At 71.1% G+C, this 13,260-nt stretch carries 14 protein-coding genes; 3 read left to right on the top strand and 11 right to left on the bottom strand.

What is annotated here, in order from left to right:
• Window positions 1–6: 6 nt before the first annotated feature.
• The 6 genes from kdpB to MTDSW087_RS03880 all read right to left on the bottom strand — a co-directional run bounded on the left by kdpB (window position 7) and on the right by MTDSW087_RS03880 (window position 6,284).
• Window positions 7–2,097 (bottom strand): potassium-transporting ATPase subunit KdpB, encoded by a 2,091-nt coding sequence (kdpB, locus tag MTDSW087_RS03905; protein ID WP_144760383.1) that lies wholly within the window; start codon window positions 2,095–2,097, stop codon window positions 7–9.
• Between the two features lie 180 nt (window positions 2,098–2,277).
• Complete coding sequence (locus MTDSW087_RS03900; RefSeq protein WP_144760380.1) at window positions 2,278–2,472, bottom strand: hypothetical protein; 195 nt, start codon at window positions 2,470–2,472, stop codon at window positions 2,278–2,280.
• Window position 2,473: 1 nt separating this feature from the next.
• Window positions 2,474–4,189 (bottom strand): potassium-transporting ATPase subunit KdpA, encoded by a 1,716-nt coding sequence (gene kdpA, locus MTDSW087_RS03895; RefSeq protein WP_144760377.1) that lies wholly within the window; start codon window positions 4,187–4,189, stop codon window positions 2,474–2,476.
• Between the two features lie 33 nt (window positions 4,190–4,222).
• Window positions 4,223–4,312, bottom strand: coding sequence for a K(+)-transporting ATPase subunit F (locus MTDSW087_RS03890; protein ID WP_144760374.1), 90 nt, complete (start codon window positions 4,310–4,312; stop codon window positions 4,223–4,225).
• Between the two features lie 395 nt (window positions 4,313–4,707).
• Window positions 4,708–5,940: a sensor domain-containing phosphodiesterase gene (locus tag MTDSW087_RS03885; protein WP_144760371.1), complete on the bottom strand. Its 1,233-nt coding sequence runs from the start codon at window positions 5,938–5,940 to the stop codon at window positions 4,708–4,710.
• A gap of 143 nt (window positions 5,941–6,083) precedes the next feature.
• Window positions 6,084–6,284, bottom strand: coding sequence for a hypothetical protein (locus MTDSW087_RS03880; RefSeq protein WP_144760368.1), 201 nt, complete (start codon window positions 6,282–6,284; stop codon window positions 6,084–6,086).
• Window positions 6,285–6,484: 200 nt separating this feature from the next.
• Here MTDSW087_RS03880 and MTDSW087_RS03875 point away from each other — a divergent pair, with 200 nt between their 5' ends.
• Complete coding sequence (locus tag MTDSW087_RS03875) at window positions 6,485–6,754, top strand: hypothetical protein (RefSeq protein WP_144760365.1); 270 nt, start codon at window positions 6,485–6,487, stop codon at window positions 6,752–6,754.
• Here MTDSW087_RS03875 and MTDSW087_RS03870 read toward each other — a convergent pair.
• On the bottom strand, window positions 6,724–8,544 hold the full coding sequence (locus MTDSW087_RS03870; protein WP_144760362.1) for a HAMP domain-containing protein: 1,821 nt from the start codon (window positions 8,542–8,544) through the stop codon (window positions 6,724–6,726). The genes MTDSW087_RS03875 and MTDSW087_RS03870 overlap by 31 nt on opposite strands.
• 482 nt (window positions 8,545–9,026) lie before the next feature.
• On the opposite strand from MTDSW087_RS03870, the gene MTDSW087_RS03865 reads away from it, so the two are divergent.
• Window positions 9,027–10,004 (top strand): ABC transporter substrate-binding protein, encoded by a 978-nt coding sequence (locus tag MTDSW087_RS03865; RefSeq protein ID WP_144760360.1) that lies wholly within the window; start codon window positions 9,027–9,029, stop codon window positions 10,002–10,004.
• Between the two features lie 11 nt (window positions 10,005–10,015).
• On the opposite strand, the gene MTDSW087_RS31385 is transcribed toward MTDSW087_RS03865, so the two are convergent.
• The 4 genes from MTDSW087_RS31385 to MTDSW087_RS03850 form a co-directional block, all read right to left on the bottom strand.
• Complete coding sequence (locus MTDSW087_RS31385) at window positions 10,016–10,135, bottom strand: YjiS-like domain-containing protein (protein ID WP_373321901.1); 120 nt, start codon at window positions 10,133–10,135, stop codon at window positions 10,016–10,018.
• A gap of 149 nt (window positions 10,136–10,284) precedes the next feature.
• On the bottom strand, window positions 10,285–10,452 hold the full coding sequence (locus MTDSW087_RS29945) for a hypothetical protein (protein WP_186383721.1): 168 nt from the start codon (window positions 10,450–10,452) through the stop codon (window positions 10,285–10,287).
• Between the two features lie 157 nt (window positions 10,453–10,609).
• Window positions 10,610–11,593 carry an ABC transporter substrate-binding protein gene (locus MTDSW087_RS03855; RefSeq protein WP_144760354.1) on the bottom strand — a complete coding sequence of 328 codons (984 nt, stop codon included), beginning with the start codon at window positions 11,591–11,593 and terminating at the stop codon, window positions 10,610–10,612.
• Between the two features lie 104 nt (window positions 11,594–11,697).
• Complete coding sequence (locus tag MTDSW087_RS03850) at window positions 11,698–12,006, bottom strand: hypothetical protein (protein WP_144760351.1); 309 nt, start codon at window positions 12,004–12,006, stop codon at window positions 11,698–11,700.
• 298 nt (window positions 12,007–12,304) lie between these two features.
• Between MTDSW087_RS03850 and MTDSW087_RS03845 the strand changes: the two genes are divergently transcribed.
• Complete coding sequence (locus MTDSW087_RS03845) at window positions 12,305–13,258, top strand: metallophosphoesterase family protein (protein WP_144760348.1); 954 nt, start codon at window positions 12,305–12,307, stop codon at window positions 13,256–13,258.
• The last annotated feature ends 2 nt before the right edge of the window (window positions 13,259–13,260 follow it).

The following is a 13,260-nucleotide window of genomic DNA, read 5'->3' as shown; positions in this document are numbered from 1 at the left end:
GTGTGATCAGGCGAGGTGCAGGGCGCTGACGGCGAGGTCGATGGCCTTGATGCCGAGGAAGGGCACCAGGACGCCGCCGAGGCCGTAGACGAGGAGGTTGCGGCGCAGGAGCGAGGCGGCCCCGACCGGGCGGTAGGCGACGCCCTTCAGCGCGAGCGGGATCAGCGCGACGATGACGAGGGCGTTGAAGACGATCGCCGACAGGATCGCGCTCTGGGGCGAGGCCAGCCCCATGACGTTCAGCGCCTGGAGCTGCGGGTAGAGCCCGAGGAACATCGCCGGAAGCACCGCGAAGTACTTCGCCACATCGTTGGCGATGGAGAAGGTCGTCAGCGCCCCGCGGGTCATCAGGAGCTGCTTGCCGATGCCGACGATCTCGATGAGCTTCGTCGGGTCGGAATCGAGATCGACCATGTTGCCGGCCTCGCGCGCGGCCACCGTGCCGGTATTCATGGCGACGCCGACATCGGCCTGGGCGAGGGCCGGCGCGTCGTTGGTGCCGTCGCCGCACATGGCCACCAGCTTGCCCTCCGCCTGCTCGCGGCGGATCAGCGCCAGCTTGTCCTCGGGGGTGGCTTGGGCGAGGAAATCGTCCACCCCGGCCTCGGCGGCGATGGCGGCCGCGGTCATGGGGTTGTCGCCGGTGATCATCACCGTGCGGATGCCCATGCGGCGCAGCTCCGCGAAGCGCTCGCGGATGCCGCCCTTCACGATGTCCTTGAGGTGGACGACGCCGAGGAGCCGGCCGTCGCGGGCGACCGCGAGGGGAGTGCCGCCGGCCTTGGCGATCTCCTCGGCGATGGCGCGGATCTCGGCCACGGCCTCGCTCTCGGCCTCCGGGGCGAAGGCGAGGGCGGCGTTCGAGCCGCGGCTCGCCGCCGGCTGCGTCGAGAGGGCGGCGATCACGGCCTCGACCGCGCCCTTGCGGATGGCGCTGCCGTCGAGATCGACGCCGGACATGCGCGACTGCGCCGTGAAGGGCACGAAGGTGGCGTTGAGGGCGGCCATGTCGCGGGCGCGGATGCCGTAGGCCTCCTTCGCGAGAACGACGATGGAGCGGCCCTCCGGCGTCTCGTCGGCGAGCGAGGCGAGCTGCGCCGCGTCGGCGAGATCCCGCTCGGAGACGCCGCGCACGGGGCGGAACTCGGTGGCCTGCCGGTTGCCCAGCGTGATCGTGCCGGTCTTGTCGAGGAGCAGCGTGTCCACGTCGCCCGCCGCCTCGACGGCGCGGCCCGACATGGCGAGCACGTTGAAGCGCACCAGCCGGTCCATGCCGGCGATGCCGATGGCCGAGAGCAGGGCGCCGATCGTGGTCGGGATCAGCGTCACGAACAGGGCCACCAGCACGATCACCGGGATCGTGCCGCCGGCATAGCTCGCGAAGCTCGGGATCGAGGCCACCGCGAAGACGAACACGATGGTGAGGCCGGCGAGCAGGATGTTCAGCGCGATCTCGTTCGGGGTCTTGCTGCGCGATGCGCCCTCCACGAGCGCGATCATGCGGTCGACGAAGGTCGAGCCGGGCTCGGCGGTGATGCGCACCGTGATCGCGTCCGAGAGCACCTGCGTGCCGCCGGTCACCGCCGAGCGGTCGCCGCCCGATTCGCGGATCACGGGGGCGGATTCGCCGGTGATCGCCGCCTCGTTGACCGAGGCCACGCCCGCGACCACCTCGCCGTCCGAGGGGATCAGGTCGCCCGCCTCGACGAGGACGAGGTCGCCGACCTTGAGGCTCGTGCCCGGCACGGTCCGGTAGCTGCCGCCCTCGCCGGTGAGGCGCTTGGCCGTCATCTCGGTGCGGGTGCGGCGCAGCGACTCGGCCTGGGCCTTGCCGCGGCCCTCGGCCAGCGCCTCGGCGAAGTTCGCGAAGAGCAGGGTGAACCAGAGCCAGAGGATGATCTGGCCCGAGAAGAACAGGTCGCTTCCTCCCGCGGCGAGGTCGCGGAGGAACAGGACGGTCGTGAGCGCCGCCACGACCTCGACCACGAACATGACCGGGTTGCGGATCATGGCGCGCGGATCGAGCTTCCTGACGGAGCCGATGAGGGCCGGCCCGACGAGGGCGGCGCTGAACAGGGATGCGGTCTTGCGGGACATGGATCTGGGTGTCCGGAAGGGGAGGCGAGGGGACCCGGGGCCGACGCCCGGGTCCTCGGCATTCGGCTCAAGAGCGCTAGAGGATCTCCCATGATCCCTGGATCACAGAAAATCCTCTAACCGATTGATCGTGCCGCATTTTCTTTCGCGGAACCGGCGACCGCTTCCGCGGAAAATGCTCTAGGGCGCGGCCGTGCCGGCGGTCAGCGCGAAGGCCGCCGCGAGGGCGAGGCCGCCGAGCATCACCACCGAGAGGAGGGCCAGCACGAGGTCGGAGGTGCGCACCGGCCGCGGCTCGGGCCCGTGCGCGCGGTGGCGGAGCGGCGCCTGGGCGAGCAGGTGCCGGGAGCGGCGGAGGTCGAGGGCGCGCGGCATCTCAGCCCCCCGTCGCGAAGGTCTGGCCCGCCGCGCCGGCGAGGTGCTCGACCACGGGGCCGAGCGCCAGCGACGGGAAGAAGGTGAGGCCGCCGACGATCAGGATGACGCCGACGAGCAGCCCGACGAACAGCCCGCCATCGGTGGGGAAAGTGCCGGAAGAGGCCGGGACCCGCTTCTTGGCCGCGAGCGAGCCGGCGATGGCGAGCGCCGGGAGGATCACGAAGAAGCGGCCGACCAGCATGCCGAGCGCCAGGGTCACGTTGTAGAACAGGGTGTTGCCGGTGAGCCCGCCGAAGGCCGAGCCGTTATTGGCCGCCGCCGAGGTGAAGGCGTAGAGGATCTCCGAGAAGCCGTGCGGGCCGGCATTGGCGGGGCCGGCGAGGCCCGCCGGCAGCACGGTCGCGAGCGCCGTGAGCCCCAGCATCATCAGCGGCAGGCAGAGGACGGCGAGCATGGCCATCTTCACCTCGCGCGCCTCGATCTTCTTGCCGAGATATTCCGGCGTGCGCCCGACCATCAGCCCGGCCACGAAGATCGCCACCACGACGAAGACCAGCATGCCGTAGAGGCCCGCCCCGACGCCGCCGACGATGATCTCGCCGAGCTGCATGTTGAGCATCGGCACGAGGCCGCCGAGCGCCGTGAACGAGTCGTGCATGGCGTTGACCGCGCCGCAGGAGGCGGCCGTCGTCACCACCGCGAAGAGCGCCGAGGCGATGATGCCGAAGCGGACCTCCTTGCCCTCCATGTTGCCGCCCGTGAGCCCGAGCCCGTTCAGCACGGGGCTGCCCGCGGCCTCGGCCCCGTAGGTCACGGCGGCGCCGGCCACGAACAGCAGCATCATCGCCGCGAGGATCGCCCAGCCCTGCCGCTCGTCGCCGACCATGCGGCCGAAGACGTTGGTGAGCGCGGCGCCGAGCGCGAAGATCGTGACGATCTGCACGAAGTTCGCCAGCGCGGTCGGGTTCTCGAAGGGATGCGCGGCGTTGGCGTTGAAGAAGCCGCCGCCATTGGTGCCGAGCATCTTGATCGCGACCTGGCTCGCCACCGGGCCGACCGCGATGGTCTGCTTCGCGCCCTCCAGCGTCGTCGCCTCGACATACGGCGACAGCGTCTGCGGCATGCCCTGCGCGACGTAGAACAGGGTCAGCACGGCGCAGAGCGGCAGCAGCACGTAGAGGGTGCAGCGGGTCAGGTCGACCCAGAACGAGCCGACCGTCCGCGCCGAGGCGCGGGAAAAGCCGCGGATCAGCGCGACGGCGAGCGCGATGCCGGTGGCCGCCGAGAGGAAGTTCTGGTGGGTCAGCCCGAGCATCTGCGACAGGTAGGAGAGCGTGCTCTCGCCGCCGTAGTTCTGCCAGTTGGTGTTGGTGACGAAGCTCGCCGCCGTGTTGAAGGCGAGGTCGGGCGCCACCGCCGCCTGCTCCATCGGGTTGAGGGGCAGCAGAGCCTGCAGGCGCAGCACCGCGTAGAGCAGCACGAAGCCGAGCGCGTGGAAGGCGAGCATGGCGAGCCCGTAGCCGAGCCAGCTCTGCTCGTGGCCCGCATCGATGCCGGCCGCCCGGTAGAGCCCGCGCTCGACGGGGCCGAGCACGGGCGAGAGGGGGGTGCGCGCGCCGGTGAAGACGCGGGTCATGTAGAGGCCGAGCGGCTTCACGAGCGCCAGCACGACCGCGCAGAACAGCGCGATCTGGATCCAGCCGTTGAGGGTCATGGGATGGGGTCCGGGATGGGGTCTGCCCGCCGCTCAGAACCGCTCGGGGCGGACGAGGGCGACGATGAGGTAGGCGAGGAGTCCGGCCGTCACGAGGGCGCCGAGGGCGAGGTCGAGGATCATGGCGACCGCGCTCAGAGGCGCTCGCAGAGGGCGGCGTAGCCGGCCGACAGGCCGAAGAAGGCGAGGCCGCCGGCGAGGAAGACGATGTCGAGCATGGTGCGTCCGTGTCCGTTCGGCCGGGACCGGACGCGCCGCGCGCGCCCTCCTCGGCCGGGCCGGATTGTCGGCCCGAACCGCGTTAGCGTTCGAGAGGGAGAGGACCGCGATCTTATAAGGATCCCATCAGGATCCTCGGGGGCCCTGGGGCATAGGCGCTCGGTTCGGCGTCCTTTGGCGAAGCGCGGCCTTGCGGGCGAGGCGCGCGGCGCTCCCTCTCCCGTTCGGGAGAGGGGACCCGCGTCCAGTCCGGACCGCGTCCGCGAACGACTCGACCGGAGGGCGTTGGGCCCCCGCGCCTAGGCGCGGGCCGCCAGCGTGCCGTGCCGGAGTGGGAGGGCGGCGGCCTCGGCGAGGGGCAGGGGGCGGCCGAGCAGGTAGCCCTGGGCGCGGGTGACGCCGATATCCTGCAGGATCGCGTAGTCGTCGGCGGTCTCGATGCCCTCGGCCACGACCTCGCAGCCGATCCGCCGCCCGTACATCGTCAGGGCCTCGGCGAGCGCGCGCCGTGCGTTGTCCGTGTGGATGCCGTGGACCAGGCTGCGGTCGAGCTTGATCATCTCGGGCGCGAGATCGAGCACGTGCCGAAAGGTGGCGTGGCCGGCCCCCACATCGTCGATGGCGAGGCGCAGGCCCTTCGCCCGCGCGGGCGCCAGGGCCGAGCGCAGCGCCTCGTAGGAGGGGACCTCCGCGTGCTCGGTCAGCTCGATGACGACGCGGTGGAGCAGGGCCTCCGTGATCGCGCTGGCGAAGCGCGGCCCGAGGATGGCGCCGGGCGAGAGGTTGAGCGTGAGCCGGAGGGTGGGATCGAGCCTGGAGAAGGCCGTGAGCGCCCGCTCGACGGCCAGGAATTTCAGCTCCTCGCCGAGGCCCACCGCCTCGGCCTCGGCGAACCACGTATCCGGCGGCCGGCGCGGCTCGGGCCGGAAGCGGGACAGGGCCTCGAACCCGATCAACTGCGCGTCGGCCACCCGGTAGAGGGGCTGGAACACCATGTCGAGGTCGCCCGCCGCGATCACCTGCTCGATGCGGCTGCGCCGCGCCTCCAGGTCGAGGGCGGCCGAGCGGTCCTTCTGCATGGCGGCCGAGACGACGTCGGCGCAGAGGCGCAGCACGCCGAGGTCGCGCGTCGTCAGGGTCCGGTCGGGCGTGAAGCTGAAGCAGCACAGGGTGCCGAACGGCGTCCCGTCGTCGTAGCGCAGGGGAACGCTGAGATGCGCGCCGACGGGAAGCGCGTCCGTCACGGGAAGCTGCGCGGCGACCGGATTCTCGCGCGCATCGTGCATGATCTCCGGCATCAGCCCGCGGGCGATATAGTAGCAGAAGCTCTTGTCCAGCGGATCGGAGGCGCCGACGACCACGGGATTGCTGTACGTCTCGCTGTCGGAGAAGCGGAACACCCGGTTGCCGTTCAAGAATTCCGACACGAAGCCGACATCCATCGCCAGATGCCTGCGGACGGATCGGAGGATCGATTGAATCTGCTCTCCCGTGGTTCCGGGTCTGATATCCAGAATTGAAGCCAGCGACATCCGCGCGAATCAGCCCTCGTCAACCCGCCTGCATCGATAGGCAGAGTTCGCGGCGCGGCATAGACCATTCGTGATCGCGAGCGAAGAAATCGACGTTTCGGAACCTGTCGCCGGAGCGGTTCGAGGGCCCGCGGCGCGTGGGCTCAGCCGCGCCGGTGCAGGAAGCTGCGCTCGCCCTTGGCGGCTTCCTCGACCTGCTGGATCGCGTCGAGCAGGTCCACCATCCGCTTCGGCTCGGGCGTGCGCAACAGGCTGGACGCGTCGACCCGGCGCGGATCGATCCGCTTCGCCCGGATCTGGGCCTCGGTCAGGGCTCCGAAATCGCGGCGGCTGCGTCGAGTCATGGCGGGATCTCCGAACCGCCGGACCCTCGCCGCCTCATGGTTAACGATGCGTTACCGCGCCCGCGCCGGCGATTTCTGAACCGGACCCTGCCAGCGGTTTTCAGGTGCCGTTCAACTGGGCCGGCCTAGCTTGGCGGGCCTCGCAGGGATGGGCGCCCGAACCTCGGGCCGGCCGAGCGCAGGTCACCGATCAGGATCCCATGCCCTCTCGCGCGCGCCCCGCCCTCGGCCCGAGCCCTCGGTGCGCGGATGCCGATCGATCCGGGGCCGAGCCCCGGCCGGCCCAGGCCCTCCTGAACGGCCTCGCCCCGCTCCTCGACCTCGCCTTCGGCATCGAGGGCGAGCCGGCCTTCCCCGACGAGATCGCCGCCCTGGTGGCGAGCCTCCATGCCGGGCCCCTCGGCTCCGGAGCCGCCGCGCCGGAGGACATCGAACGGCCTTACGCGACCCCGGCCCTCGAAGCGGCCTGAATTTCCGCGATCGGATCGGGTCCGGGCGGAAACGTCTCTGACTCGCCGGGGCCGGATGCCACCGGGGCCGGATTCCTGGGGACGATTCCGAAGACCGCCACCTCGGCATCGAGCCCCTTCACGGCGCGCGAGCCGAGGGCCACGAGGCCGGCATGGTCCCGGATCGCGGCGGCGAGGGCCCCGTCGATCAGGATCTGCTCGTTCTCCGCGGCCGAGCAGAGCCGCGCGGCGAGGTTCACCACCGGGCCGATCGCCGTGTAGTCGAACCGGTTCTCGTATCCGATCCGCCCGACGGTCGCCGTCCCCATCGCGGCGCCGACCCCGAAGCCGATCGTGTATCCCCGGGCGCGCCAGTCCGACACGAGGCAGCGGACGACCGCCTGCATGTCGGTGGCGAGCCGGATGGCGGTCCCCCCGGGGTCGGGGCAGGCGACCGGCGCATTGACCAGCACCATCAGCCCGTCGCCGGCGAAGTTCGTCAGCGTGGCGCCGTGGGCTGTGATGACACGTCCGAGCGCATCGAAATATTCGGCCAGGACCTGCATGATCTCGTCCGGCGGCGTCTTCGCCGAGAAGGCGGTGAAGCCGCGCAGATCGCCGAAGATCACCGCCACCTCGACCCGCCGGCCTTCGAGGACGCTGTCGTCCCCCGCCGAATCGATCAGCTCCGCGACCTGGGGGGCGAGGAAGCGCCGGAGGCGCGCGATGCGCTCCTGGCGCTCCTTCGAGAGGGCGAGCTCGGCCGCCATGGCGTTGAAGCGCCGGGCCAGCCGGCCCAGCTCGTCCGTCGAGGCGATCGCGATGCGGTGGTCGAAATGCCCCGCGCCGATCTGCTCGGTGCCGTGCTCGAGCTGCCGGATGGGGCCGATCATGCGGCGCGCCAGCCAGTAGGCGAGCAGCCCCGCGAAGGCGGTGCCGAGGACGAGCAGGGCGATAGTGCGCCAGAGCGCGCGGTAGATCGGCCCGAACGCCTCCAGCACGGGCTGATGGACGATGACGCTCCAGTTCACGCCGGGGACCGAGGCCATGGCGCCGATGATCGTGGCGCCGGCGGCGTCCTGGCCGATGGCCGAGCCGCCGCCGGCCCGGATGGCGTCGCGGAGCGTCAGGAGCGGGCGCGCCGCGACGGAATCGCCGCCGCGCAGCACGAGGCTGATGTCCGGATGCGCGATCAGGCGCCCCTGCGCGTCGAGCACGAAGGCCTGCCCGGTCTCGCCCACCCGGATGGCCGAGACGACCTCCCAGATCAGCTTGAGGTTGATCTCGGCGACCACGATCCCGGCGGCGGCGCGATTGCCGGCCAGGGCGATCGTCATGAACGGCTCCGAGCCGCGGAAATACGTCACCGGCCCGTACCAGACCCGGGCGGCCCGGGCCCCGACCACGGCGGCCTCGGCGGAGCGGTCGATGTCGCTGCCGACCTGGTTGAGGCCGACGCGCGAGACGCGCAGACGCTCCCGTCCGGCCCCGTCGAGAACCGTGAGGCTCACGACGGCCGGGACCTGGCGCAGGAGCCGCAGGGCATCGAGCCGCGACTGCTCCTCGGCGCCCGGGGCCGGCGGGATCTGGACCATCCAGCCGAGCTGGTCGCGAATGTTGTCGATGAAGCTGCGGATCCGGGAGGCGGCGGCGTGTGCCTCGGCCTCCAGCAGCACGTCCAGCTGGGCGCGCTGGTCCCGGTAGCCGAACCAGGCCTCCATGGCGCCGTTCCCGAGGAGCGGCACGACCACCGCCGCGAACAGCGCGAGGAAATACTTGCGCAGGAGCGAGCGGCTGGGCCGGCCGCTCATGGCCGGGCGGGCCGGTCCGGGCCGCCTGCGGCGCAGGGCCGTGCGCCGCGTGGCAGGCAGGGGATCTCGCGCCGCCTCATGGATGGCCTCGACGCCCTTCGGGAGGTCGGCCGGACTATGGCATGCGAAAAGTCCCGCGTCATGGCTGGATCTGCCGGGGCAAGCTCATGGGCCTTCGATGTCCGATGTCGTCGAATGCGGGACAAGAACGGGCTTTCGAGATCTCAAGAATTGCGCACGCTCAGGTCTTGGCGGGAGATCCTCAGATCGGTCCCAGCTGCGCAAGCATCTTCGCCCTCGGCATGGCGCGATGCCGGATTCCGATTCGGGACGGATTGGTTCCGAAGAGGCGCGCCGCTATGCTGATCATCGTCGGGCCGGACATTCGGGCTCCGCCGCGATGATGCGCGGTCGTCGAGCCTGAATTCCTGTCCCGTGCCGAGATCCCGATCGGACGATGCGGATCCCAGGGGCTGCGCGAGATGAGGCGGCGCGAGATCATCCTGTTGCTCGGCGCGGCGGCCTGGGCGCGCCCGGTCCGCGCGCAGCCGGGCGCCAGACCCGTCATCGGCTATCTCGGCCTCGAATCGCCCGGCCCCTATGCCAGCCGCCTGATCGCCTTCCGGAAGGGGCTGGCCGAGGCCGGCTACGAGGAGGACCGCAACGTCACCATCGCCTATCGCTGGGCGGAAGGGGCGTACGACCGGCTTCCCGCCCTCGCCGCCGACCTCGTCGCCCGGCAGGTCTCGGTGCTGGCGACGCCCGGAGGCGCCCCGGTGGCGCTCGCGGCGAAGGCCGCCACCACGACGATCCCGGTCGTCTTCGAGATGGGCGGCGATCCGGTCGCGCTCGGGGTGGTGGACAGCCTGTCGCGTCCCGGCGGCAACCTCACGGGCATATCGAGCCTGAGCGTCGAGGTCTCGCGCAAGCGGCTGGAATTCCTGCACGAGGTGCTCCCCGGCGCCGGCCGCATGGCGGTCGTCGTCAACCCGACCAGCCCGACCGCGGCCTCGCAGCTCAAGAATTTGCACGAGGCCGCCGATTCCCTCGGCGTCACGCTCCAGATCATCCAGGCCAGCACCGAGGCGGAGCTCGAGGCGGCGTTCATGCCCGAGCAGCGGCGCCGCTGGGCCGGGCTCGTCTTCACGTCGGATCCCTATTTCGCCACCCGCAGCCAGATGCTCGCGACCCTGGGGCTGCGCTATCGCATCCCCGCGATCACCCAGACGCGCGACTTCGCCACGGCCGGCGGGCTGATGAGCTATGGCGGCGATTTCGAGCAGTCGCACCGCTATGCCGGCCTCTATACCGGCCGGATCCTTGCGGGCGAGAAGCCCGGCGACCTGCCGGTCCAACTCGTCACCAAGGTCGAGCTGTTCATCAACCTCCAGTCGGCGGCCAAGCTCGGCGTCAACGTGCCCGCGACGCTCGCGATAAGTGCCGACACGGTGATCGAGTGACCGTCAGCGCCTCAGGAGCGGATCCTGCGGGAGATCACCTCGCAGGGATTGAGGCCGATATCCTCCAATTCGCGGTCGCTGAGACGCCGCAGTTCCCGGCAGGCGCTGCGCGTCAGCCGCCACGCCCTCATGTATCGAAGCATCAGCCACATGCCCGCCTCCGCGTTCGGAAGTCGCGTTCGTCGATTCTCCCATGACGAAAGACCGGATGTTCTCGCCTCGCGCGGGATGGTTGCCCGTCTCGAGGGTGTCGCCATCGTTGCGTGACGGCTTCGACCGGTCAGGAGGCCGATCGAAGACGGTCGATGGTCGATTCGATTTCGCGTGTCTGAGCCTCGTAAACACGCTCGAATGCGGCCAACGAGAGCAGGATACCGATGAACGACAGCGCGAGGGCCAGAAGTGCCGTGAAGCTGTCGTCGGCTCGCGGATGACGGATGATCTGCATGATCACCTCCCATCCCCCCGATCGAACTGGATGCGTAAACCGGACGCGTGACGATGACTGTGCTGAAGCGCACGCCGTCCGATCCGATACGGCCACGCTTTCGCTGCCGCTATCTGGATCTGTCGGTGCGTGATGGCTGCGGGCGATGCCCGCCCTCTCACTCGATCACCGTGTCGGCCTGGATCAGGATCGAGACCGGGACCGACAGGCGCAAGGTCCGCGCCGTCCCGAGATTGACGGCGAGTTCGAGCTTGTCGGTCTGCTGCGCCATCGGCAGCTCGGCGGGCCTCGCCCCGGCCAGGATGGCGCCGGTATAGACGCCGATGCGGTGGAACGCGTCCGCGAGGTTCGAGCCGTAGCTGATCAGCCCGCCGGCCGAGACGAATTCCTTGAAGAAGTACACGGTCGGCAGCGCGTGCTGGGCGGCGAGGGCTACGATCAGCGCGTGGCGGGCGAAGAAGAACGGATCGCCGGCGATGACGAGGCCGCCGGCCCCAGCCCGCGCCGCCGACAGGGCGGAGCGGAGCGCGTCGTCGTCGCTCGCCTCGATCAGGGCCACCTCCAGGCCGAGCGCGCGCGCCGCCTCCCGCATCTCGCGGACCTGATTCGAGGCGTTGGACCGGCGCGGGTTGTCGAGGAAGGCGACCACCGACATGTCCGGGACGAGCTCGCGCAGCAGCTCCACGCGCTTGCCCACCGAGGCGACCACGAGCTGGACGACGCCGGTGAAGTTGTCGCCCGGCCGGTTGATGCTCCGGACCAGTCCGAGCCGGACCGGATCGTCGCCCGCGAGCCCGACGATCGGAATCTCGGGCGTCGCGGCCTTGGAGGCGAGCGCCGCGATGGTGCCGCCCGCCGCCACGATCACGTCGACCCTCTGCCGCGCGAGCTCGCCCGCGAGGGCCGCCAACCGATCGTAGGATCCGTCCGCCCAGACGTAGCGGATCTCCACGTTGCGCCCCTCGCCGTAGCCGGCCTCCCCGAGGCCGCGATGGAAGGCCGGCAGCAGCGACGGCCCGACGGCCGCCGCCGAGGAGATCGACAGGAAGCCGACCACCGGCCGACGCGCCTGCTGCGCGCGGCCGGTCCGGGGCGCGAGGAGCGCGCCGGCCGCGGCTGCGAGGAGATGTCGACGCCTCATGGCTCACATCCACCGGACCGGGCCCGCCGTCGCGGACCCGCACCCCGTGCGGCCTTTGCCCGGCTCGAACGCCGCGCGGGCTTGCCGGTCGGGCGGCGCCCATCTCAGTTCAGGCCGCCGCCCGCCGTGTTGCCGAGATTCTGCGCGATGGGATCGCGCTCCGGAAACTCCGCATTGCCGAGGGTGCTGCTCCTCAGCGCGTGCGGCGGGGCGACGGGATTCCGCCCGGCGTTGATACTCCCGGTCCGATCCCGGTCAAGCGCGCCGACGGCGTCGTAGGTCGTCGGAACCGCCCTGCGCGGCGCGTGCCGCGGGCCGGCCGCGGCCGCCGACGCGCCGGCCAGCAGGAAGACGAGGACGGCCGCCGTCCGGAACGGCAGGCCGGCGGGCCGGGCGAGGTGATGGATCGTCATGGCGCTCTCCTGGGTGGCGGCCAGCAGGGGCCTGCCCCGCGGGAGCGCCTGTCCGGCGTGCCGGATCGGCGTCCCTGCGGGTGGGAATACTGTTCGAGATCCCGGCTCTGCTGGTCCTGTGCGAGGGCCTTTCCGGCCTCTCGTGCCATCCAGACTTCGGGGCGGGCCGCTTTATTCCCGGAGACCGGAATTTCGGGCAATCGCGAGAAATATCGTCGGCTCCCGGGAATATCCGGGACCCTTCGCCGATCTGGACCCGCAGGGACGCCGACGTCCCGTCTCGATACGGAGCCGGATCATGCACGACCCCACGGATTCGGACGGGGACCCGTCGCGGCCGAGCCGCCGCGGCGCCCTCGAATGCATGGCCTGGGCGGGCACGGGCCTCCTCTGGACCCTCGGCGGCGGGCTACCGCGCGCGGTCGGGCTGGAGCGGGCCCTGGCAGCCGAGGCCGCGCCGGCGCCCTTCAGCTTCCTCCAGATCAGCGACAGCCATGTCGGCTTCAGCAAGCCGGCCAATCCCGATGCCCTCGGCACGCTGCGCGAGGCCGTCGAGCGGATCCGCGCGCTGCCGCAGAAGCCGGCCTTCATCATCCATACCGGCGACATCAGCCATCTCTCCAAGGACGGGGAGTTCGACGATGCCGACCAGATCCTGCGCGAAACCGGCCTGCCCCTGTTCTTCGTGCCGGGCGAGCACGACCTGCTCGACGACGAGCAGGGCCGCGCCTACCTCGCCCGCTACGGCAAGGGCTCGCGCGGCGCCGGCTGGTACAGCTTCGACCAGGGCGGCATCCATTTCATCGGCCTCGTCAACGTCGTCGACCTGAAGGCCGGCGGCCTCGGCAATCTCGGGGCCGAGCAGCTCGACTGGCTGGAGGCGGACGTGGCGGGGCTCGCGTCGAGCACGCCCGTGGTCGTGTTCGCCCACATCCCGCTCTGGACGGTCTATCCCGAATGGGGCTGGGGCACGCAGGACGGGGCGAGGGCCCTCGCGCTGCTCAGGCGCTTCGGCTCGGTGACGGTGCTGAACGGGCACATCCACCAGATCATCCAGAAGGTCGAGGGCAACGTGGCCTTTCACACGGCGCGCTCCACGGCCTTCCCCCAGCCCGCGCCCGGCAGCGCCCCCTCGCCGGGGCCGATGAAGGTGCCGGCCGGCGAGCTGCGCCGGCATCTCGGCATCGCCAGCGTCACGCTCGTGCGCGGCAGCGAGCCGCTCGCGATCATCGACACGCCGCTCGCCGGCTGAGC

Origin of the sequence: Methylobacterium dankookense, assembly GCF_902141855.1 — a bacterium.
GTDB classification, from domain to species: domain Bacteria; phylum Pseudomonadota; class Alphaproteobacteria; order Rhizobiales; family Beijerinckiaceae; genus Methylobacterium; species Methylobacterium dankookense.
Note: the sequence above shows the minus strand (reverse complement) of the source record. Positions and strands in the feature narration are given on the sequence as shown.